This is a genomic window from Gordonia sp. N1V (assembly GCF_029269935.1).
GTDB classification, from domain to species: Bacteria; Actinomycetota; Actinomycetes; order Mycobacteriales; family Mycobacteriaceae; genus Gordonia; species Gordonia polyisoprenivorans.
In genome coordinates, this window is the sequence record NZ_JARJDD010000004.1 from 142,249 (window position 1) to 164,732 (window position 22,484).

16 protein-coding genes are annotated in these 22,484 nt (G+C 67.1%); 14 read left to right on the forward strand and 2 right to left on the reverse strand.

Annotated features, from left to right (window positions below; genetic code table 11):
- Positions 1-23 precede the first annotated feature (23 nt).
- From P3L18_RS07335 to P3L18_RS07385, 11 genes are all read left to right on the forward strand, one after another.
- A complete protein-coding gene (locus P3L18_RS07335; protein WP_172398709.1) occupies positions 24-1,394 on the forward strand; it encodes an FAD-dependent oxidoreductase in 1,371 nt (456 codons plus the stop codon).
- On the forward strand, positions 1,391-2,182 hold the full coding sequence (locus tag P3L18_RS07340) for a DUF1365 domain-containing protein (protein ID WP_276113733.1): 792 nt from the start codon (positions 1,391-1,393) through the stop codon (positions 2,180-2,182). The genes P3L18_RS07335 and P3L18_RS07340 overlap by 4 nt, the downstream gene beginning before the upstream one ends.
- A complete protein-coding gene (locus tag P3L18_RS07345) occupies positions 2,179-3,510 on the forward strand; it encodes a class I SAM-dependent methyltransferase (RefSeq protein WP_276113734.1) in 1,332 nt (443 codons plus the stop codon). Before P3L18_RS07340 ends, P3L18_RS07345 begins: the two co-directional genes overlap by 4 nt.
- The gene (locus P3L18_RS07350) at positions 3,507-4,364 is read left to right on the forward strand and encodes a DUF1295 domain-containing protein (protein WP_079928409.1); all 858 of its coding nucleotides are present in this window, start codon (positions 3,507-3,509) and stop codon (positions 4,362-4,364) included. The genes P3L18_RS07345 and P3L18_RS07350 overlap by 4 nt, the downstream gene beginning before the upstream one ends.
- Positions 4,365-4,585: 221 nt before the next feature.
- Complete coding sequence (sigK, locus tag P3L18_RS07355) at positions 4,586-5,173, forward strand: ECF RNA polymerase sigma factor SigK (RefSeq protein WP_269210520.1); 588 nt, start codon at positions 4,586-4,588, stop codon at positions 5,171-5,173.
- A complete protein-coding gene (locus tag P3L18_RS07360) occupies positions 5,166-5,984 on the forward strand; it encodes an anti-sigma factor (protein ID WP_014358384.1) in 819 nt (272 codons plus the stop codon). The genes sigK and P3L18_RS07360 overlap by 8 nt, the downstream gene beginning before the upstream one ends.
- Positions 5,985-6,360: 376 nt before the next feature.
- Positions 6,361-7,869, forward strand: coding sequence for an aldehyde dehydrogenase family protein (locus P3L18_RS07365; RefSeq protein WP_196813469.1), 1,509 nt, complete (start codon positions 6,361-6,363; stop codon positions 7,867-7,869).
- A complete protein-coding gene (locus P3L18_RS07370; RefSeq protein ID WP_276113735.1) occupies positions 7,866-9,434 on the forward strand; it encodes an amino acid permease in 1,569 nt (522 codons plus the stop codon). Before P3L18_RS07365 ends, P3L18_RS07370 begins: the two co-directional genes overlap by 4 nt.
- Positions 9,435-9,498: 64 nt before the next feature.
- Entirely contained in the window at positions 9,499-11,064 is a 1,566-nt protein-coding gene (locus tag P3L18_RS07375; protein WP_276113736.1) for a GMC family oxidoreductase N-terminal domain-containing protein, read from the forward strand.
- 3 nt (positions 11,065-11,067) lie between these two features.
- Positions 11,068-12,912 (forward strand): putative nucleotidyltransferase substrate binding domain-containing protein, encoded by a 1,845-nt coding sequence (locus P3L18_RS07380; RefSeq protein WP_276113738.1) that lies wholly within the window; start codon positions 11,068-11,070, stop codon positions 12,910-12,912.
- A 421-nt stretch (positions 12,913-13,333) separates the two neighbouring features.
- Positions 13,334-14,608: an HNH endonuclease signature motif containing protein gene (locus P3L18_RS07385; protein ID WP_276113739.1), complete on the forward strand. Its 1,275-nt coding sequence runs from the start codon at positions 13,334-13,336 to the stop codon at positions 14,606-14,608.
- Positions 14,609-15,168: 560 nt separating this feature from the next.
- On the opposite strand, the gene P3L18_RS07390 is transcribed toward P3L18_RS07385, so the two are convergent.
- Together P3L18_RS07390 and P3L18_RS07395 are read right to left on the reverse strand one after the other, a co-directional pair.
- Positions 15,169-16,701 (reverse strand): ATP-dependent DNA ligase, encoded by a 1,533-nt coding sequence (locus P3L18_RS07390; protein WP_276113740.1) that lies wholly within the window; start codon positions 16,699-16,701, stop codon positions 15,169-15,171.
- On the reverse strand, positions 16,701-18,464 hold the full coding sequence (locus tag P3L18_RS07395; protein ID WP_276113741.1) for a SulP family inorganic anion transporter: 1,764 nt from the start codon (positions 18,462-18,464) through the stop codon (positions 16,701-16,703). The genes P3L18_RS07390 and P3L18_RS07395 overlap by 1 nt, the downstream gene beginning before the upstream one ends.
- 287 nt (positions 18,465-18,751) lie before the next feature.
- On the opposite strand from P3L18_RS07395, the gene P3L18_RS07400 reads away from it, so the two are divergent.
- From P3L18_RS07400 to P3L18_RS07410, 3 genes are read left to right on the forward strand one after another with little or no spacing between them, the layout of a single operon-like run.
- A complete protein-coding gene (locus P3L18_RS07400; RefSeq protein ID WP_006369085.1) occupies positions 18,752-20,095 on the forward strand; it encodes an aromatic ring-hydroxylating dioxygenase subunit alpha in 1,344 nt (447 codons plus the stop codon).
- Positions 20,095-21,132 (forward strand): hybrid-cluster NAD(P)-dependent oxidoreductase, encoded by a 1,038-nt coding sequence (locus P3L18_RS07405; RefSeq protein WP_020172743.1) that lies wholly within the window; start codon positions 20,095-20,097, stop codon positions 21,130-21,132. Before P3L18_RS07400 ends, P3L18_RS07405 begins: the two co-directional genes overlap by 1 nt.
- A 7-nt stretch (positions 21,133-21,139) precedes the next feature.
- Complete coding sequence (locus P3L18_RS07410; RefSeq protein WP_276113742.1) at positions 21,140-22,456, forward strand: sarcosine oxidase subunit beta family protein; 1,317 nt, start codon at positions 21,140-21,142, stop codon at positions 22,454-22,456.
- The last annotated feature ends 28 nt before the right edge of the window (positions 22,457-22,484 follow it).

Consider the following 22,484-nt stretch of genomic DNA (forward strand, 5'->3'; position numbering starts at 1 on the left):
GCCGTCGAGTCCGAACTTCGGGCATGACAACCTCGGGTCCACCGGTACCCCACACCGGCCGTCCCCACCGAGTCGCGGTGGTGGGCAGTGGCGTCGCGGGTCTGGTTGCCGCCTACCGACTCTCCGCCGACGCCGACGTCACCCTGTACGAGGCCGATCACCGTCTGGGTGGTCACGCCCACACGCACTCGATCACGCCGCCCGGGGTCGGCGGCACCATGGCCGTCGACTCCGGGTTCATCGTCCACAACGACCGCACCTATCCCACTCTGCTGCGGCTCTTCGACGAGCTCGCGGTGCCGACCCAGGAGACCGACATGTCGATGTCGGTGCACTCCGAACGCACCGGTCTGGAATACGCGGGAGCCCTGGGTCTCTCGGGGCTCATCCCGACCGCGCGCACCCTCACCCGGGGCCGCTATCTGTGGATGCTCGGCGAGGTCGTGCGTTTCCATCGCGCGGCACGCAAGGTCCTCGACACCCCTGACTCCGACGAGCCGATCACCGAGTTCGTCGCCCGCGAGAAGCTGTCGGACTACTTCGTCGACAACTTCCTGCTCCCGCTGATCGCCGCGGTGTGGTCGTGTGATGCGCGCACCGCGCAGGCTTATCCGGCGCGCTACTTGTTCACCTTCCTGTCCCACCACGGGATGCTGTCGGTGTTCGGGTCACCCACGTGGCGGACCGTCGTCGGCGGTTCGATCACCTACGTCGACGCCGTCGCCGACCACCTGCGTGCCCATCGCGGTCGCATCCGCCTCGGCGCGCCGGTGCGCTCCGTCGAGGATCTCGGTACCGCGGTCGCGGTCACCGCCGACGGTCATCCCACCGAGCGGTTCGACGCCGTCGTCCTCGCGACCCATCCGCACCAGGCCCTCACCGCTCTCGACCACCCGACCGCCGCACAGCGACGGGTCCTCGGCGCCATCTCCTACTGCGCGAAACCCGCTGTCCTACACACCGATATCTCGTTGCTGCCGCGCGCCCGCCGGGCCTGGGCGTCGTGGAATTACCAGATCCGCGCCGACCACGCACCGACCGACGCGCTCGATGGTTCCGGCGTCGCCGTCACCTATGACATGACCCGTCTGATGCGGCTACCCACCGCCGACCCCCGCATGCTCGTCACCCTCGGCCGCACCGATCTCGTCGACGACTCGACGATTCTCGCCGAGATGACCTACGAGCACCCGATCTACACCACCGAATCGGTTGCTGCACAAGCACTCCTCCCGGACATCGAGAGTGACCGCATCGTGTTCGCCGGCGCCTACCACGGGTGGGGATTCCACGAGGACGGCGCGGCGTCCGGCGAGCGCGCCGCCCGCCGGACGGCCGGCTCCCTACACCGAATGGCCGCGCAATCCGTTGCTCTCCAGGATGATCCGACATGACCCGCCCGGCATCCACCGCGACCCCGTTGCCGGCCGTCGTCGCCACGCGCATCACCCACACCCGGCGCTCACCGCTGCGCCATACGTTCACCTACCGCAGCAGTTCGTGGCTCATCGACGTCGACGAACCACCCCGGTTCCGTGGTCTGCTGCGCCTGGCCGCCGACGTCCGTCCCGCCGACCATTTCCCGGAGCCGATGCGGCCCGGGCAGTCGCTGCGGCTGCGACTCGACAACCATCTGCGCGGCGCGGGCGTCACACCCGCCGACGGCCCGGTGTGCGCCCTGCTCTCACCGCGCGTCGCCGGATACACGTTCAATCCGCTCAGTGTTTTCTGGTGCCACCACGCCGACGGCACCCTCGCGCATGTGGTGGCCGAGGTGCACAACACCTATGGCGAGCGCCACTGCTACATCGTGACGCCCGACGCCGACGGCCGTGCGGAGGTGGACAAGGAGTTCTACGTCTCACCGTTCCACGACGTCTCCGGTCGCTATCGGCTACGCGTCCCCGAGCCGGATGGCCAAGGCCGCGTAGCGGTCTCGATCATCCTCGACCGTCCGGGAGCCGAACCCTTCGTCGCCGCCCTGACCGGACATGCCCGCCCGGCGACCACCCGCGCGATCGTCGGAGCCCAACTGCGCACGCCGCTCGCCCCGCTCGTCGTCTCCGCCCGAATCCGGCTACAGGGCATTGGATTATGGACTCGCCGTCTTCCCGTCCAACCGCGCCCCGATCATCCCGTTCATTCCACTCTCGCCTCCACCGCGACGAAAGGACACCGATGAGCACCCACATCCATCGGCCCGACGACTCCGAGGTCACCCCACCCGACGCCGGACGCTGGCCCGACGCCGCCGCGATCCCCACCGGCCGATCCGCGCGGGTCCGCGGCGCCGCGGCGTCCTGGCTGTTCCGGCACGCCACCGCCGGGCTCGACGTGCGCATCGAGTATCCGGACGGCACCCGCGGCGGCCGTCGCACCGACGATGTGCAGCCGCGCATGATCATTCGGCGCCCCACCGACTTCGCGCGCCGGGTCGGGTCTCACGGGTTGATCGGATTCGGCGAGTCCTTCATGGCCGGCGACTGGAGCACCGATGACCTCGTCGGCGTCCTCACCCCGTTCGCCTCTCGGGTCGCGCGGCTGGTCCCCCGACCCCTACAGGCGCTGCGCCGGGTGGTGCTGCCGAAACATCCCGAGGACGAAGAGAACACGACGGCCAACACCCGCTCCAACATCTCGCGCCACTACGACCTGTCCAACGAGTTGTTCTCCACCTTCCTCGACGAGACGATGACGTATTCGAGCGCACTGTTCGCCGACCCCGGGGTCTCGGCCGAACATGCCGTGCTGCATCCACTTTGGGATGATCTCGCCGATGCCCAGCGCCGCAAGGTGGACCGGCTGCTCGATCTCGCCGGTGTCGGGGAGGGCACGCGCCTACTCGAGATCGGAACGGGCTGGGGCGAACTGTGCCTGCGCGCCGCGGCCCGGGGGGCCACGGTCCGTTCGGTCACCCTGTCCTCCGAGCAGCGCGAGCTGGCGTTGCGTCGCGTCGCCGACGCCGGCTTCGCCGACAAGGTGCAGATCGATCTCCTCGACTACCGCGAGGTCGACGGCACCTACGACGCCGTCGTGTCGGTCGAGATGATCGAGGCCGTCGGTGAAAAGTATTGGCCGACATACTTCTCCACCATCGACCGCGTCCTCGCGCCCGGCGGGAAGGTCGCGATCCAGGCCATCACCATGCCGCACGATCGCATGCGCGCCTCCCGCCACACCTACACCTGGGTGCACAAGTACATCTTCCCCGGCGGTCAGCTCACCTCGCTGCCCGCGCTGCGCGCCGTCACCGACAAGCACACGACGCTGCGGCTGACCGACTCGCTGTCGATGGGCGCGCACTACGCCGAAACGCTGCGGCTCTGGCGCGAACGCTTCGATTCCCGTCGGCGCCGGATCGCCGACCTCGGCTTCGACGCCACCTTCATGCGGATGTGGCAGTTCTATCTCGCCTACTCCGAGGCCGGATTCCGGGCGGGGTACCTCGACGTCCACCAGTTGTTGTTCACCCGCAGCTCGGCCGGCACGGCTCCCCGGAAGCGGTCATGACCGGTTGGTCGGGATTTCTCGTCCTGACGCTGTCGTCGCTGGTCCTGCTCGCGGTGATGCAGGCGGTCACCTTCGCGATCGGCTATCGGATCGGGCGTTTCAACGTCGTCGACGTCACGTGGGGCCTCGGATTCGTCGGCGTCGCCTGGTTGTCGCTGATCCTCGGCGGCGGTGACCCCACGCGCCGCTGGCTGCTGGCGCTCGGCGTGAGCGTGTGGGGGCTGAGACTGGCCTGGCACATGGTCGGCAAATCGAAGGGCAAGGGCGAGGACCCGCGCTACACCGAGATGCTGGAACGCTCGGGTGGCAACGGTTTCGCGGTCGTCGCGCGCAAGATCTTCGCGACGCAGGGGGCCGCGCAGTGGTTCGTGTCGCTGCCGATCCAGGTGTCGGCGGTCGCCGGCCCCACCCCCGCACTCGCATGGATCGTCGGCGGCCTCGGCATCGCGCTGTTCACGCTCGGGCTGTGCTTCGAGGCGATCGGCGATGCGCAACTGCGCGCCTTCAAGGCCGACCCCGCCAACAAGGGCGCGATCATGGATCGCGGACTCTGGGCGTGGACGCGTCACCCCAACTACTTCGGCGACGCGTCGGTGTGGTGGGGCATCTGGCTGCTCGCGGCGACATCGGGGGCGATGACCACCGGTCCCACGCTCGTCCCGTGTCCCGGCGTGCTCACCGTCCTGTCACCGGTGGTGATGACCTACTTCCTCGTATTCGCCACCGGCGCCCGGTTGCTGGAGAAGTCGATGAGCACGCGACCCGGCTATCCCGAGTACCAGCAACGCACCTCGTACTTCTTCCCGCTGCCGCCCTCGTCGACGCCAACGGCCGACTCCCGCGCCACGCCATGACCGCCGGGTTGGCGGTGGCCCGGCCGTCAGGCCGCACGATGACACAGCCGGCAGGCCTCCCGATGACCCGGCCGGCAGGCCTCCCGATGACACAGCCGGACGGCCGCCCGGTGTCACCGTTGCTCGGCCCGTCGGCGACCGCACCGGGAGATCTCCGGGCGAGCCGGACACCCGAATCGTTGAGTGGCCCCCTGCCGCGGGTTAGGGTGATCGGCGATGAGATCAGAGGCGTCGAGGTGACGGCAACCGACGGCCGCGAGGACGCGGCACTGCCGGATCTGCTGGCGCGGATCGCCGACGGCGACTCGGCGGCCTTCGCCGAGTTCTATGACCGGACCGGGGATCGCGTGTACGGCATGGTCCTTCGCGTTCTGCGCGATCCGGGATACAGCGAGGAGACCACGCAGGAGGTGTTCCTGCAGGTGTGGCGGTCGGCCGACAAGTTCGATCCGGCGGCCGGGTCGGCGCTGAGCTGGTTGATCACCCTGGCGCACCGACGCGCGGTCGACCGGGTGCGCTCCGAGGTCGCCGGCGATCGGCGGGAGACCACCTACAGCCAGGCCACGGCGACGATCAGCTTCGATCAGGTCGCCGACGCCGTCGAGGTCCGCGAGGCACGTGAACGCGTCATCAACTGCCTGGGCAGTCTCACCGACATCCAACGCGAGTCGGTGTCGCTGGCCTATTACCGCGGGCTGACGTACCGGGAGGTCGCCGAGCAGCTCTCGGTCGCACTGCCGACGATCAAGTCGCGCATCCGGGACGGTTTGGCGCGTCTGCGGGAATGCCTGGGGGATCGGGATGTCTGACGACGAGTTGCTCGCGATGGCGCCGCTGATGGGACTCGATGCCCTGTCGCCGGCAGAACTGGACTCGGTCCGACGCCGGCGTGCGCAGGCCGACGACGCGGTGCGCGCGGAGTTCGACGCGCTCGTGGCCGCGACCCGGGAGACGATGGCCGCGGTCAGCGCGTCGACCGCCATGACCCCGCCCGCCGAGCTGCGTGACCGACTGTTGGCTGCGGCCACGGCCGAGGCCCGCGAGGCCGCCCACCCGACCACCGCCGGTGTCCGCGAGATCCGCCCGCGATCGACCGACGACCCCGCACGCTCGGATGCCCCGGAGTCCGTCGCGTCGGGCGGTGCCGCGGCCGCTCCCGACGTCACCCGGACCGGACGTCGGATTGCCTATCTCGCCGCTGCCGCGGTGGTCGCCGTCGCGGTCGGGGCCATCGGGTGGGCGATCGGCAGTGGACTGTCGAGCAAGACCACCACCGAACAGCCCACCGCCGCCAAGGTGTTCAGCGCCAAGGACGTTCGGACGAGCTCCGGGTCGGTGGCCACCGGTCGGGCGTCGGTGACCTACTCCGAGCGCGCCGACGCGGCGGTCCTCGTGATGAACGACGTGCCACCACCTCAGCCCGGCACCGTCTATCAAATGTGGCTACTCGGCCCGCAGGGCGCCACCCTGGCCGGCACGATGACCGACAAGGACGTCGCACCATCGACGACTGCGGTCATCCCCCATATCGGCGACGCGACGGCGCTGGGCTTCAGTGTCGAACCCGCCGCCGGCGCAACGTCTCCCGGTTCGATCGTCGCCGAGCTCCCGCTGCGCTGATCATGACGCCCAGACCGGCTCACGTCCTCTCGGTGACGGGAGCCGGCGCAGCCATGGGTTCCTCACCTATTGACAGAACACCGGGCTGGCACAACACTTGTTGCAACAGGTGCGCAGAGTTGCGCACAGAGCAACACTGTGACCCGCCGTCCGCAGGGGCTCGCGCACGTCCACGCGCCCGTGCGAGCCCTGACCGCCACCGTGGGCGCGTCCCACGCACTCGTTCGTGTTCGCAGTCTCGTCATGTTCATCCCGTCTTTCGTCACCCCCGTCTTCGTCATCAGTCGTGAGAACACCATCCACCAACGCGGAGAGGCCACTTCACGTGAGCACCACCGATCAATCCGTCTCGTCGGACACCTTTTCATCACCGCTTCTGGGCGAGGCCCAACTGTTCACCGCCGGGCGGTGGCATCACGCCGCCGACGGCGGTACCCGCGAGATCATCGACCCCGCGCTCGGTGAGAGCTTCATCCGGGTCGACGAGGCCACCCCCGAGGACGTGACTGCGGCGATCGCGGCCGCCCGCACCACCTTCGACGACGGCCGGTGGCCGGCCACCCCGGTCGCCGAACGCGCCGCACTGCTACGCCGCATCGCCGATCTCCTCGTCCGGGACAAGGCCGAACTCGCCCGCATCGAGACCCTCGACACCGGAAAAACACTGGCCGAGAGCGAGATCGACATCGACGACGTCGAGTCGGTTTTCCGCTATTACGCAAGTCTGGTGGAGACCGAGGCCGATCGGGCCGTCGACACCGGGGTGCCCGGGGTGATCAGTCGGGTGGTGCGCGAACCGATCGGGGTCTGTGTGCTGATCGCACCGTGGAACTATCCACTTCTGCAGATCTCGTGGAAGATCGCCCCTGCGTTGGCCGCCGGTTGCACAATGGTCGCCAAGCCCAGCGAGGTCACCCCGCTGAGCACCATCGCGTTCGTCCGGTTGTGCGAGGAGGCCGGTGTGCCTGCAGGTGTGCTGAATCTCGTTCAGGGAGCCGGTTCGTCGCTGGGTGCCGCACTCACCGACACCGACGAGGTCGATTTCATCTCGTTCACCGGCGGGCTCGCCACCGGGCGGATCATCTCCGAGACCGCCGCGCGTCACGTCACCAAGGTCGCCGTCGAACTCGGCGGAAAGAACCCGCACATCGTCTTCGCCGACGCCGACTGGGACTCGTCGGTCGAACAGGTACTCGCCGGGGTGTTCCTGCACTCGGGCCAGGTCTGCTCATCCGGAACGCGGCTCATCGTCCACGAATCGATCGCCGACGACTTCGTCGACGCCCTCGTCGCCCGGGCCGACCAGATCGTCATGGGCAACGGGCTCGACCCGGCCGCCAAGACCGGTCCCCTGGTGTCACAGACCCAGCTGGACAAGATGAACGCCCACGTCGCGTCGGCCATCGCCGAGGGCGCACAGTTGCGCTGCGGCGGTGGACATCCCGAGCGTGAGGGACTCGCACCCGGCGGATACTGGTTCGCGCCCACCATCTTCGACCACTGCGATCGCACGATGTCGGTGGTCCGCGACGAGACCTTCGGGCCGATCCTGACCGTCGAGCGATTCACCACCGAGGAGCAGGCACTCACCCTCGGCAACGACACCGATTACGGGCTGGCGGCCGGGGTGCGCACCTCCGACGCCGCGCTGGGCGAACGCATGGTGCGCGCGCTGCGCCATGGGACGGTGTGGCTCAACGACTTCGGCTACTACACCCCGGCAGCCGAATGGGGCGGATTCGGGAAGTCCGGCAACGGACGTGAACTCGGCCCCACCGGTCTCGCGGAATACCAAGAGACCAAACATATCTGGCACAACACCGCGCCGTCGGCGTCGCAGTGGTTCACTCCGCACGAGGATGATCAACAGAAGGACGATCAATGAGTACAGCTCCCACTGGTGCGCCGAAGGATTCGGCGGACGAATCGTACGGCCTGTCCGACTTCGGCTACAAGGAGTCCCTCGACCGCTCCATCGGCAAGTTCGCCAGCTTCGCCGCGGGCGTCAGTTACATCTCGATCCTCACCGGCACCTTCCAGCTGTTCTATTTCGGATTCGGCACCGCGGGCCCGGCCTATCTCTGGTCATGGCCGATCGTCTTCGTCGGACAGCTCTGCGTCGCACTGTGCTTCATGGAGCTCGCCGCCAAGTACCCGGTCGCCGGGTCGGTCTACAACTGGGCCAAGCGGCTCGGCAGCCAGGTCGTCGGCTGGAGTTCGGGCTGGCTGATGTTCACCGCATCGGTGGTCACCCTCTCGGCGGTCGTCCTCGCCCTGCAACTCAACCTGCCGCGGCTGTGGAGCGGCTTCCAGATCTACGGCGACGCCTCCGATGCCACCGACGCGGCCGTCAACGCCGTCATCCTCGGCGCGATCCTCATCGCCTTTACCACGGCCATCAACGCCTGGAGTGTGAAACTCATGGCGCTGATCAACTCGGTCGGCGTGTTCGTCGAGCTCATCGCCGCGGTACTGATCGCGATCATCCTGGCCTGCAACATCACTCGCGGTCCGCAGGTCTTCTTCTCCACCAACGGCTACGGCGCCGGTGAGAGCGGCGGCTATCTCGGTGCGTTCCTGGTCGCATCGCTCGCCTCGGGATATGTGATGTACGGCTTCGACACTGCCAGCTCACTCGGCGAGGAGACCGTCGAACCTCGCCGCACCGCACCCAAGGCGATCCTCCGAGCCATTCTCGCCTCGTTCGTCATCGGCGGCGCCATCCTGGTCTTCGCCATCATGAGCGCGCCCAACCTCGACGACCCCGAACTCGGAACCCTCGGCGGCGGCCTGCAATACATCGTCGAGCAGGTGATGTGGGGGCCGGCGGGCAAGGTCTTCCTCGTCGCGATCGTCGTGGCGGTCACCGTTTGTTCGCTGGCCGTGCACACCGCCGCCATCCGACTGATGTTCGCGATGGCCCGCGACAACGCCTTGCCCTTCGGTGAGAAACTGGCCACCGTACATCCCACCCGCCAGACACCGGTGATCCCGGCCATCGTCATCGGTCTCGTCGCGGTGCTGATCCTCGTGATCAACATCGATCAGGCGCAGATATTCACCGTGCTCACCTCCATCGCGATCATCATGATCTACCTGGCATACCTCCTGGTGACCGCACCGCTGCTGCTCAAACGAGTCCGCGGGGAATGGCCGCCGAAGGACCTCGCCGAGGGCGGATACTTCACCATGGGCCGGTGGGGCCTGCTGGTGAACATCGTCGCCGTGGTCTGGGGTGTGGGCATGGCACTCAACCTGGCGTGGCCACGCTCGGAGATCTATGGCGAACCCTGGTACAACACCTGGGGCGCCTTCGTCTACATCGGCATCATCTTCGGCGTCGGTTTCGTCTGGTACCTCACCGTCGGCCGTCGCCACATCGGTGTACTCGAATCCCATTCCACCGCAACGAGGCTGCCCACCGCCGACGAGATCGGCGGCGGACTGTGAGCGACTGTTCTGCCGGTCGTATCCCGCCTCGTCATATCACCCCCGAAAGGATCTGAGCACGCTCATGACCTCTTATGACTACGTCATCGCCGGTGGCGGGACCGCCGGATGTGTGCTCGCCGCACGCCTTTCCGAGGATCCGGCCGTCACGGTCTGCCTGATCGAGGCCGGGCCCAGCGACGTCGACGATCCCAACATCCTGGTACTCAAGGAGTGGATGCACCTGCTCGACTCCGGGTACGACTGGGATTATCCGGTCGAACCACAGGAACGCGGGAACAGCTTCATGCGGCACGCCCGCGCCAAGGTGCTCGGCGGGTGTTCCTCGCACAACTCGTGTATCGCGTTCTGGCCGTTGGCCCAGGGGTTGCGTGACTGGGAGGCGGCCGGCGCGACCGGCTGGGGACCGGACGACGTGCTGCCCTACGTCTCCCGCGTCGAGAACAACGTCGCCGACGGCGACTACCAGGGCTATCCGCACGGCCACGACGGACCGGTCCGGTTGCGTGACGTTCCGCCGGTGGACCCGTGCGGCCAGGCCGTCCTCGACGCCGCCGCGAAGGTCGGCTTGCCCACCGTGCAATTCAATCGCGACCAGTGGCATCTCAACGGTGCCGGATGGTTTCAGATCAACGCCAACGAGGCCGGCGAGCGCATGTCGACCTCGCACGCGTACCTGCATCCCATTCTCGGCACCCGCCCCAACCTCACCGTGCTCACCGACAGCTGGATCAGCGAGATCCTGATCGACGATTCGTTGCGCGCCACCGGAGTTCGATTCCAACGCCCCGACCTCACCGGCTATGACGAGGTGACCGCCAACCGCGAGGTGATCGTCACCGCCGGTGCCATCGATACGCCGAAACTCTTGATGCTCAGCGGGATCGGACCGGCCGAGCATCTGCGCGAGATGGGCGTGACCGTGCGCGTCGACTCCCCCGGAGTCGGCGAGAACCTCGACGACCACGTCGAGGGCCTCGTTTTCTGGGAGGCCGCCCGCCCGATGGTCACCGACTCCACCCAGTGGTGGGAGATCGGATTGTTCACCACCACCCAGGAGGGGCTGGACCATTCGGATCTGATGATGCACTACGGCAGTGTGCCCTTCGACATGAACACCCTGCGCTGGGGCTATCCGACCACCGAGAACGGATTCTGCCTGACCCCCAACGTCACCCAGGGACGATCACGCGGAACCGTACGTCTGCGGTCACAGGATTTCCGGGACCGGCCCAAGGTCGACCCGCGCTACTTCACCGATCCCGACGGCCACGACGAACGCGTCATGCTCGCCGGTGTCAAGCTCGCCCGCCGCATCGCCGAGCAGTCACCGCTTCGGGAATGGGTGGCCCGCGAACTCGCCCCGGGCCCCGACGTCACCTCCGACGACGAGATCATCGATTACTTCCACAAGACCCACAACACCGTCTACCACCCGGCCGCCACTGCGCGAATGGGTGCCGCCGACGACCCGATGGCGGTGCTCGATCCGACCCTGAAGGTCAAGGGTGTCACCGGTTTACGGGTCGTGGACGCCTCGGCGATGCCCAACCTGCCGATCGTCAACCCCAACATCACGGTGATGACGATGGCCGAGAAGTGCGCCGACCTGATCCGGTCCGGTACCTGAGTGATGGCCGGGGCCGAGGACTCCGACACCGTCGAATTCCTGGGAGCCCATTCACCTTTCCAGGAACTGGCCGACGATGAGCTGGCCCGGATCGCCGCGGGCGCGAGCGTCCGTCGATTTCGCGCCGGGGAGGTCATCGCCGAATACGGTCACGGCTCCGCGGATGCGGTGTTCATGGTGCGCGCCGGACGGGTCGAGCTGACGGCTCCTGGGGCAGAACTCGATCGCCCAGAGGTGTTCGAAACCCTGGGCCCAGGAGCATTGTTCGGCTACATACCACTCATCATCGGCGGTGAGGCACGGTTCGTCGCGCGTGCTGCCGAGCCGGCGTCGGCGATCGCATTGCCCGCCGACGAGGTGCGGGCCGTGCTCGGCAGACGGTCGGGACTGACCTTCCTCGCCGAGTCGGCCTGGCAGTCGATCTCCGCCCGGCCCGCACCCACCGCAGGCTGGTCGTCGACGACGCGGGTGTCGTCGTTGATCCGCGACGCTCCGGTGTTCGTCGCTCCGCACACCCCCGTCGTCGAGGCGGTGCGCGCGATGGGTACAGCCGGCCAATCGTGTGCGCTCATCGAGTTGCCCGACGGCACACTGGGAATCGTCACCGAAAGCGACGTCACCCACCGTGTCGTCGGTGCCGGACGGTCACCGGATGTGCCGGTCGCCGAGGTGATGACCGCACCGGCCCGCTCCGTCGACGCCGGACGCTACGCGATCACCACCTGGCTGGAGATGTTGGAGGCCGGCGTTCGTCACATGCCGGTGTGTTCTCCGCGGGGCCGCGCCATCGGGGTATTGGAGGAGACCGATCTGCTGGTCGCCGCGAGCCGTGGCGGCTCACTGCAGCGACGGATCGCTCATGCCACCGACGCCGCCGCACTCGCATCGGCAACCCAGGCCATGCCACGTTTGGCCGATGACCTCGTGAGCGCGGGCCTCGATGCGGAATCCACGTGCGGTGTGCTGTCGTTGATCATCGACACCACTGCCCGCCGTGCCGTCGAACTCGCGCTAGAGGATCACCCCGACTTGTCGGGCTTCGCCTGGATCACCCTGGGTAGCGTGGCGCGGCGGGAGGCGATGCCGTCCTCCGACGTCGACTCGGCCCTCAGCTGGATCGACGACGGCGACCGTTCGGCGGACGAGTTCCGTGCGCTGGCCCGCCGCACACACACGATCCTCGACGATTGCGGTCTGCCCGCCGACACCAATGGTGCCGTGGCCTTCTCGCCGAGTTTCTCCCGCTCCTGCGACGATTGGTTGCTCGCAGCACGACGATGGTTGTCAGCACCACTCGCCGATCACGGGCTCATCATGTCGTCGCTGCTCATCGACGGCCGCGTCATCCTCGGTCCCGAAAGCCTGCACACCGCACCCTTGGCGTTCTCGTCGATGCCGGCCGACCATCCCGAAGCCCTACGCCTGCAACTGCTCAACGCGCTGTCGCTGCGGCCGCGCGTACGGAGCCTGCGCGACGTCCTGTCCCGTCGCGGCGGGACCGTTGACCTGAAGGCGCACGTCATCGCACCCATCGTGAACCTCGCACGCTGGGCCGGCCTGACTGCGGGGATCACCTCGGCTCCCACCCCTGCGCGCCTGCACAGCGCCGTCGACGTCGGCACCCTCACCTCCGCCGAAGCCTCACTGCTGCATGAGGTTTTCGCCATGACCCAACGCCTGCGGCTTCGTCACCAGATCACCCAGCTCCGCGCCGGCCACACCCCCGGCGACGTCATCGTCCTCAGCGATCTCAGCCCCTTGGAACGCAGCATGCTCAGCGAAGGCGTTCGCGAGATCAGCGACATCCAACGTCGAGTTCGCACCCGAATCACGGTTCCCCTCAACTGACTTGCGGCTCCCGCTCCAACTGTCGAGCACTCTCCCCCCCAATCCGCGAGAGCCGTTCCCCGATGCTCGACAACCCCTCTCCCGATGCTCGGTAGCCTTTCCCCCCGCTCGAGAGCCTTTCCCCCCGATGGTCGAGACCCCTGTGCTCGATAGTCTTCCCCCGATGGTCGAGGTGCGAGCCGCGTGCGGCGAGCCTCGAGACGGTGAGACAACAAGCTTCCCAACCACATCGAGAGCAAGACAAACGAAAAGCCGCACCCCCTACCACACCCCACCGACAGAAAACTGCCGCCAGCCCACCCCCGAAACCCGTTGTCCACAAGCACCTTTCTCTCCACACACTCATCGAACACCCTTGCCTTAATTCAAATGTTCGAGTACGATGGAGCCATCACACCGATCAGCCACTGGGGAGGGGCCAATGATCGACACCACCGAAGCTCTTGACGCCGAAGCACTCTTTGCCGACATCGTCACCCAACTCAGCGACCTGCAATGGGATCCGGAGATGACCGGGCCACAAGCTTTCGGTGCGATGAAGCAAGTCCTGTTGCTGCGGAACCTGGTTGATCACCACGCCACCACCCTCACCGGCGAACTGGACCGGCTGGGCGTGGCCGACCACAAGACCACCCGGCTGCGGGAGTTGTTGATCAGCATGGGTTGCGCACCCGCCGTCGCAAGTCGGTATGTGCGGGTCGCCGCCACCACCGATGTCGACCTGTTGTTGGCGCATGCAGCGGACGGGTCCATCTCGTCCGAACACACCGACGCCATCGTCCGCGGGTTGGCGCACATCGACACCCGATGCCCCGAACCCCTCGACACCGTCCAACGGTGTGAGCTCTTGCGGAAACTCTTGTCGCACTATTTCGCCGGATTCACCCCCGCCGAGATCACCACCTACGCGCGGCAGCTGGGGAACGAGTTGGCGGCCGAGACACCGGGCGGGTTACCGGCCGCGGAGGACAAGACGATCAACTCCTACACCGACCGCATCACCGACGACGGACGGTTGGAAATCTCGGCGAACCTCGACATCGTCGCCGGGGAGAAAACACGTACTTTGATGGAAACCTTGTCGGCGCCCAAGCCTCAACCCGACGGTTCCCCCGATCCCCGGACACCCGAACAGATCTGCGCGGCCGCGTTCGAAACGATTGTGGAGTTGGCGGCACAAGGATTGGCCGACACCACGTTCTCGGCGAAACCGACCAACGGACTGTTGTGGACCTGGTCGGCGGACAACCCGGCGCTCGGCGGCGATTTGCAGAACATGGGTGCCATCACCGAAGCCACCGCGAAACTGTTGTCGTGTGATACCACGATCACCAAGATCATGCTCGATCCCAACGGTGTACCGCTCAGTGTTGGCGAGGCGAAACGCTTCTTCACCCCCGGGCAACGCAAAGCCCTACTCGTGCGTGATCGCGGATGCATCAAATGCGGTGCACACGCCGGACGCTGCCAAGGACACCACCTCGTCCACTGGAGTAAGGGTGGTCCCACAGACCTCGACAACGGCTGCCTCCTCTGCACCAGTTGTCATGATGATGTGCACCACCACGGCTGGGACATCATCATGGGCTTCGACCGACACCCCTGGCTGATCCCACCCGCCAGCATCGATCCGCAACGCCGGCCGGTGCCGTCGTATCACCGACGGACCATGCGACTCGACGACGCCGCAGCCTGACCTACCCTGCCCCACTACCTGATTCCTTGCACCCGGCATCGCCGGGACCGCATCTGTTGTTTGAGAACTCCATAGAGATTGTTCCCACCCAATGGCCGAGGTGCGCGTGCCACCGTGGCCCGGAAACCTGTCGGCACAACAGGCCTCGAGGCTCGTCGCTGGCGCTCCTCGGCACCTCGACCACCGGGATGGGAAGGGCTGGGCATTCCCGCACGGGGAGGCTTCGATCACCGGATGGACGGCTCCCCTCCCGATGGTCGAGGTGCGAGCCGCGTGCGGCAAGCCTCGAGACCAGCTGCGGCAGAGCTGGAAACGAACCACCGTGGCCCGGAATTACTTTGGCACAAGGGGTCTCGAGGCTCGTCGCTATCGCTCCTCGGCACCTCGACCAGCGGGAGGGAAAGCCATCAGGCGGGGAGGGCGTCAGCATCCGATCGTCAGGCGGGAAGGGCGCGAGCATCCGTCGACGACGAGTCGCCTCCCCTCCCGATGGTCGAGGTGCGAGCCGCGTGCGGCGAGCCTCGAGACCCATTGCACCAGAACCGGATTCGGCCCACGCCTCACCGCAAAAGCCCGCGCACCGCATCGATGGTGTCGGCGAGGTCGGCGGTCTTGTCGGGACGGTACCGCAGCACGCGGGCGAATCGGAGAGCCACTCCACCCGGGTACCGCGAACTGCGTTGTACACCATCGAGTTCGATCTCGACGACGATCTCGGGGCGCAGGTAGACCGTCCACGAATCGCGGTGGTCTTCGTGTTTCGGGAACTCCTCGGTCTGCCACTGGAGCAGTTTGTCGGTGAGTCCCTTGAAGGTCTTGCCGACCATCACCGGCGGACCCCCATCGGGATCACGCGCTCCCAGATGGATGTTCGAGAGGTATCCGGTCCTGCGCCCCGACCCCCACTCGGCGCCGAGGACGACGAGGTCGAGGGTGTGCACCGGCTTCACCTTCTGCCAGGCCTTACCTCGTCGACCGGCCGCGTACGGACCCGACAACGACTTCACCATGACCCCCTCGTGACCGGCGACCAAAGCCGCCTCGAGGGTATGCCGGGCCTGCTCGGGCGTCGGATTGCGTACCGATGTGATGCGCAGATGCGGCGCAAACGAATCCAGCGCGTCGAGCCGCTCGACGAGCGGACGGTCGATCAGATCCTCGCCGTCGAGATGGAGACAATCGAAGAAGAAGGGCCGCAACAACCGCGGACCGCTGTCGACCCCCGGGTCTTCCTCCACCATCGACCCGAACCGACTCATCGTCTCCTGGAACGGACGGGGCCGGCCGTCGTCGAACAGGGTCAGGGTCTCGCCGTCGAGGATCACCGATCGCAGCGGCAGCTCCCGCACTGCGGCGACGAGATCCGGTACCCGTGCCGTCACGTCGTTGAGGGTGCGGGTGAACACGGCCACCTCATCACCGTCGCGATGCACCTGGATGCGGGCTCCGTCGAGTTTGTGGTCGACGACGAGATCCGCTCCGAGGCTGGCCAACGCCGAGTCGAGATCCTCCGCGGGTGTCGCCAGCATCGGCGACACCGCCCGCCCCACCTGCAGACCGATGCCCTCCAAGACGGCACGGCCACCGTCGATCGCCGATGTCGCGGTCTCCGACAGTGATCCGGTGAGCATGTGCGCTCGACGGACCAGGGGCGCAGGTTGCTCGGACACGGCGATGATCGCCTCCACCATCACACCGGCGAGCGCGCCCTGCCGCAGTTCGCCGGTGAGCAACCGGAGCAAGAAGTTCTGTTCGTCGGCGGTGGCGCGGCCGAAGAGGTTGCCCAGCAACTCCACTCGGGCAGCCACCGCCCCGGCTCCCGACGTCGTTGCCAACCGGGTGAAGGTGTCGTCGACCTCTGACACCGTCAGCAGCGACTCCTCGTCGGGGATGGGCGCCACATCGATTCCTCGCACGGTGCGCCAGCCGATTCCGAGGCGGCCCTGCGGAATCTCACCCGACAACCACGCCACCACAAGACCCACCTCGTCGGCGGCGGTGGCGAGGAGTTCGCGGAGCACAGCGGTTTTCGCGGTGCGTGAGCGGGTCGCCGCAACCGCGGCCGACGCCTGCACCACCGACGAGAAACGCATCATTGTCCCCGGGTTTCCGGTGGGAGGTCGAGCGCGGACGGATCGTAACCGGGCGGCGCGGACTCCGGATGCGCCTGCAGGTAGGCGCGCAGCGCATCCTCGAGTGAGGCGAAGATGTGGTCGGGATTCAACTCGGCGAGTATCCCATCGGTGCGCAGTGTCTGCTGCAACTCGGGATCGACACCGGCGAGCGCGAAATGCGCACCGCGGGAATGGATATAGCCGATCAGATCGGTGAGTACCGTTGACGCCGAGTAGTCGACGTCGGTCATCGCCGACGCGTCGAGCACCAGCCACCGCACCGGGTCCGGCGCCTGCTTGACCAGATGCATGACGTCGTCGGAGAAACGACCGGCGTTGGCGTAGAACAGCTCCGCGTCGTACCGGAACACGATCAGGCCCGGCAGCGACTGACTGCCCGGCGTCGCCGACTCGTACCGCGGCCGGCCGCCACCGCTGACGCCCAGCACGAAACGTTCGGGCCGGTATTGGCGTCGAACCAGTTCGAGCAGCGAGACCACCATGGACGCGACGATACCGACCTGCACACCGAACACGACGACGATGACCGCGGTGAGTACCGCGATACCGAACTCGACCCGCCGAACCCGCCAGATCCGCACGAACCCGTGGACGTCGATGAGACGCAGCGCGATCAGGAACACGATCGCCGCCAGCACCGCATGCGGCAGACGGGCCAGCACACCGGTGGCGAATACCACCAGCAACGCGATCACCGCCATCGTCAGATTCGCGACCTGGGTGCGGCCGCGTTGGTCGTCGAGGAGTTGCGTCTTGGTGGGACTGCCGTTGACGACGAAGGTGCCGGAGAAGCCCGCCACCAGATTGGCCCCCGACAGCCCCAGGACGTCACGGTTGATGTCGGCGTTCTGCCCGTGCCGCTGCGCGAAGCTGCGTGCGGTCGCAGCGCTCTGGGCGAGAATCACCAGCGCACAGCCGAATGCGACAGTGGTGGCCTTCGCGATCTCCCCCAATCCCATTCCTCCCGAGCCCATTCCGCCCGGCCATCCGAAGGACGGGAGGCCACCGTGGACCGACCCGACCACCGGAACGTGCGCGGACCATCCGAAGGCCGCGACGGCGACGATCGACCCGATGACCACCACGACGGCGGCCGGGAAACGGGGCATCAGGCGCCCGCCCGCCAGCAGCGCGACCAAGGTGACCGCGGCAAATCCGACCGCTCCCCAATTGATGTCGCCAAGATGGGTGAGGATCGCCCACCACCGCGACCAGATCGAGCCGTCGGTGCTCGACAGTCCCAGCATTGCGGGGACCTGGCCGGTCATGACGGTGACACCCGTGCCCGCGAGGAATCCGATGAGCACCGAGGTGGACAAGAAGTCGCCGAGGAATCCCAGGCGCAGCAACCGGGCCACCGCGAGCAGTCCACCGGTGACGATCGCGATCAGGCACGCCCACTGCAGCCACGCCTGCGAGTCCGGCACCAGCCCTGCCACACCGAGCCCGGCGATACCCGATGCCAGCAGCGCCGCGGTCGCCGAGTCCGCGCCGACGACCATCAGCCGGGACGAGCCGATCAGCGCGAACACGATCGTCGGCAGGATGATCGTGTACAGACCGGCAACCACCGGCACATGCGCGATGGCGCTGTAGCCCATCGATTCGGGGATCGCCACGGCCGCGAGGGTGCATCCCGCGACCAGGTCGGCCCGCAGCCACGAGCGCTGATAGCCCGCCAATGCCGGCGGTATCAGCCGCGTCAGCGCTCCCCGCTTCATCCCGCCAGGCTAGTGGTTTGCGCACCGAAATCGGTGGCATGCGCCCGGCACAACATTGCTCGAACCGACAAGTCGGACGGCCTCGGAAAAGGCCGTCTCCGATGCGGTTGACATCGTCTGCCATAGACCGCACACTTGTTGCATCACGTGCGCGGTGTTGCGCATAGTGCAACTACAGACGTTGATGCGGTAGCTGGGGTGGTTCGCGGAGCCCGCCCACCCGGCGCGCATATCCACATATCGATTCCCACGTGAAAATCACTGGCCAAGAGAGGCATTCATCTCCCATGACCGCAAACATGGTCGCGGGCGCCGCCGAGGCGGGAGCCGAATCCGACCGACTCGACCCGGCCGCCAGAGCGCTCCTCGACGAGCGCGTCGTCGGCGAGAGCCTGCCCGCCCCGTTCTACGTCGACCGGGAGTGGTTCGACCGCGACCTCGACGAGATCTTCGCCAAGCGGTGGATCTTCGTCGCCACCGAAGCCGAGATCGCCGAGCCCGGTGACTACCTCACGGTGAATCTCGGCCGCAGTTCGGTCATCATCGCCCGCGATGACGAGCAGGTCGTCCGTGCCCACCACAACGTCTGTCGGCACCGCGGCGCCCGGCTGCTCACCGACGACCACGGCAGCACCGGCACCATCGTCTGCGCCTACCATTCCTGGACCTACGGTATGGACGGCCGGCTGATGTTCGCCGACGCGCAGGCGCCCGGCTTCGACAAGAAGTGCTTCTCACTCCGGCCGGTCGCGCTCCGCACGATCGCCGGGCTGATCTTCATCTGCCTCGCCGACGAGCCGCCCGCCGACATCGACGAGGTCGCCGCGATCGTCACGCCCTACCTCGAACCCCACGGTCTCGGGAACGCCAAGGTCGCCAAACAGACCGATCTCATCGAGAACGGCAACTGGAAACTCACGATGGAGAACAACCGCGAGTGCTATCACTGCGGTGGGCATCCGGAACTGCTCAACGTGTTCTTCCCGATCTGGGGCTTCGCCGACTCCGACGCCATCCCCGAACGGCTCCGTCCCGCCACCGCCCGATATCGTCAGGCCACCGACGAGATGACCGACCTGTGGCGACGACGCGGACTGCCCTATGATCGGATCGTTCAACTCGACACGCGCACAACCGGTTTCCACATCGAGCGTGAGCCGATGGATCTTGCCGGCGAATCGTTCACCCTCGACGGCACCGTCGCCTGCACCCGCCCGCTCGCCGACGCCCTTCCCGATCGCCGACTCGGTCGCCTCTCGATGCACCTGCAACCCAACATGTGGCTGCACATCACCGGCGACCACGCCGTGCTCTTCTCGGCCATCCCGCTCGCCCCCGACCAAACCCTGGTCCGCACCACCTGGCTGGTCCACGCCGACGCCGTCGAAGGCGTCGACTACGACCTCGACCGGCTGACCGGCGTCTGGGAGATCACCAACCAGCAGGACGCCGACCTCGTCGCCCTCGCCCACCAGGGCATCGCCGACCCCGCCTACCTTCCCGGCCCGTACGGCCCGTCCGAGGTCCAGGTCGAGGCCTTCATCAACTGGTACATCACCGCGTTGCGCACCACACTGGGCGTCACACATCAAGTGGCGCAACCGGTGTCACAGATTCCGGAGAGCGCCTGATGAGCGACGAACACCTTCTGGTCTGTGTCGAACGCACCCCGGCGACCCACGACATGACGACGTTCACCTTTCGCGCCGTCGAACCCCACACCTTCGTGTTCAACCCCGGACAGTTCCTCACCATCGGGGTCACCATCGACGGCCGCACCGTGCAACGCTGCTACAGCATCTCCTCACCGCCGACCCGCCCCGACACCCTGTCCATCTCGGTCAAACGCAAGACCGGCGGCCACGTGTCGAACTGGTTGCACGACAACATGACACCAGGCATGACGATGACCGCCAGCGGTCCCCTCGGCCGATTCAGCTACATGGGCAAAGGCGCCGAACGCTACCTGTTCATCTCCGCGGGTAGCGGGATCACCCCCATCATGTCGATGATCCGCGCCGCCACCGACGGCACCACGTCCGGGCCGTACCGCTCCGGCGAGCACACCGACATCGTATTCATCCACAGCGCCCGCACCCTCGAGGACATCCCATTCCGGGCCGAACTCGAACAACTCTCCGTCGCCCACCCCGGACTCGACGTGGCCTTCGCCCTCACCCGTGCACACCTCGACGACCCGTCGGCAACCGCTCCCCGGCGCCTCGACGCCGCCACCCTCCTACGCATGTGCCCCGACCTCGCCGACCGCGAGGTCTTCCTCTGCGGCCCCGGACAATTCCGCAGCGGCGTCCGGTCCGCGCTGATCGCATCCGGCGCCAGTCTCGCCCACATCCACGAGGAGAGCTTCGGTTTCGTCCTGCCCACGCCCACCGACGACGACGGCCCCGGCATCACCGTCGACTTCACCCGCCGCGCCCGCCGCGTCAACGTCACCGCGGGCAGCAGCATCCTCGCCGCCGCCGCGGCCGCCGGCGTCACCCTCCCCTCGACCTGCGGCGTCGGCCTGTGCGGCTCCTGCAAGGTCACCAAGGTCTCCGGCGACGTCGTCATGAACCATCAGGGCGGCATCCGCAACCGCGAGATCGAGCAGGGCAAGATCCTGCTCTGCTGCTCCGAACCCATCTCCCCCGTCGTCATCGATTTCTGAGGACACCATGACCCCCGACCCCGCTCGCTCCGCTCCCGGCGCCCAACCGACACGGCCCGCTCGCTCCGCTCCCGGCGCCGGCTCCACTCGGCCCGCTCGCTCCGCTCCCGGCGCCGGATTACCCGAGCACCCCGACTTCCTCTGGCACAACCCCGAGCCCCAACCCACCTACGACGTCGTCATCGTCGGCGGCGGCGGGCACGGGCTCGCCACCGCCCACTATCTCGCGCGCAATCACGGCATCACCAATGTGGTCGTCCTCGAACGTGGTTGGCTCGCCGGTGGCAACATGGCCCGCAACACCACGCTCATCCGGTCCAACTACCTGTGGGATGAGAGCGCAGGCATCTACGAACACGCACTGAAACTCTGGGAGGGTCTCGAAGAGGAGCTCGGATATCCGATCCTGTTCAGTCAGCGGGGCGTTCTCAATCTCGCACACACCGAGCAGGACGTCCGCGACTCCGTTCGCCGGGTCGAGGCCAACCGGCTCAACGGAATCGACGCCGAATGGCTCGACCCCAAGCAGGTCGCCGAAATCTGCCCGATCGTCAACACCTCCGCCGACATTCGTTACCCGGTCATGGGGGCGACCTTCCAGCCGCGCGGTGGGATCGCCAAACATGACTGGGTCGCTTGGGGATTCGCGCGGAGCGCCAGTACCGCAGGCATCGACATCATCCAGAACTGCGAGGTCACCGGGTTCGAGACCACCGACGGCAAGGTGACCGCGGTCAACACCTCACGCGGGCGCATCGGGGCGGGCACCGTCGCCCTGTGCGCCGCCGGGCACACGTCCACTCTCACCGATCAACTGGGCTTCGGCTTGCCGCTGCAATCCCATCCGCTGCAGGCCCTCGTCTCCGAGCTCCTCGAACCCGTCCATCCGACCGTCGTCATGTCGAATGCGGTGCACGTCTACGTCTCCCAGGCTCACAAGGGAGAACTCGTGATGGGTGCGGGCGTCGACTCCTACAACGGCTACGGCCAACGCGGCGCGTTCCACATCATCGAACGACAGATGGCCGCCGCCGTCGAGCTGTTCCCGATCTTCGCCCGCGCCCGGCTGCTCCGGACCTGGGGCGGCATCGTCGACGTCACCCCCGACGCCTCCCCCATCCTCGGCGCCACCCCTTACGACAACCTCTTCGTCAATTGTGGTTGGGGCACCGGAGGATTCAAGGCCACCCCTGCTGTCGGCTGGTGCCTGGCCCACACCATCGCGACCGGCGCACCCCACCCGATCAACGCCCCGTTCACCATCGACCGGTTCACCACCGGTCGACTCATCGACGAGCACGGCGCGGCCGCCGTGGCGCACTAGTCCGCCGGCGCACCAGCGCAGACCATCG

Excerpts from the sequence above, each read along its gene's own strand:
- P3L18_RS07335 (WP_172398709.1), top strand. The coding sequence starts at position 24 with ATGACAACCTCGGGTCCACCGGTACCCCACACCGGCCGTCCCCACCGA.
- P3L18_RS07340 (WP_276113733.1), top strand. The coding sequence starts at position 1,391 with ATGACCCGCCCGGCATCCACCGCGACCCCGTTGCCGGCCGTCGTCGCC.
- P3L18_RS07345 (WP_276113734.1), top strand. The coding sequence starts at position 2,179 with ATGAGCACCCACATCCATCGGCCCGACGACTCCGAGGTCACCCCACCC.
- P3L18_RS07350 (WP_079928409.1), top strand. The coding sequence starts at position 3,507 with ATGACCGGTTGGTCGGGATTTCTCGTCCTGACGCTGTCGTCGCTGGTC.
- P3L18_RS07360 (WP_014358384.1), top strand. The coding sequence starts at position 5,166 with ATGTCTGACGACGAGTTGCTCGCGATGGCGCCGCTGATGGGACTCGAT.
- P3L18_RS07370 (WP_276113735.1), top strand. The coding sequence starts at position 7,866 with ATGAGTACAGCTCCCACTGGTGCGCCGAAGGATTCGGCGGACGAATCG.
- P3L18_RS07375 (WP_276113736.1), top strand. The coding sequence starts at position 9,499 with ATGACCTCTTATGACTACGTCATCGCCGGTGGCGGGACCGCCGGATGT.
- P3L18_RS07380 (WP_276113738.1), top strand. The coding sequence starts at position 11,068 with ATGGCCGGGGCCGAGGACTCCGACACCGTCGAATTCCTGGGAGCCCAT.
- P3L18_RS07385 (WP_276113739.1), top strand. The coding sequence starts at position 13,334 with ATGATCGACACCACCGAAGCTCTTGACGCCGAAGCACTCTTTGCCGAC.
- P3L18_RS07390 (WP_276113740.1), bottom strand. The coding sequence starts at position 16,701 with ATGCGTTTCTCGTCGGTGGTGCAGGCGTCGGCCGCGGTTGCGGCGACC.
- P3L18_RS07395 (WP_276113741.1), bottom strand. The coding sequence starts at position 18,464 with ATGAAGCGGGGAGCGCTGACGCGGCTGATACCGCCGGCATTGGCGGGC.
- P3L18_RS07400 (WP_006369085.1), top strand. The coding sequence starts at position 18,752 with ATGACCGCAAACATGGTCGCGGGCGCCGCCGAGGCGGGAGCCGAATCC.
- P3L18_RS07405 (WP_020172743.1), top strand. The coding sequence starts at position 20,095 with ATGAGCGACGAACACCTTCTGGTCTGTGTCGAACGCACCCCGGCGACC.
- P3L18_RS07410 (WP_276113742.1), top strand. The coding sequence starts at position 21,140 with ATGACCCCCGACCCCGCTCGCTCCGCTCCCGGCGCCCAACCGACACGG.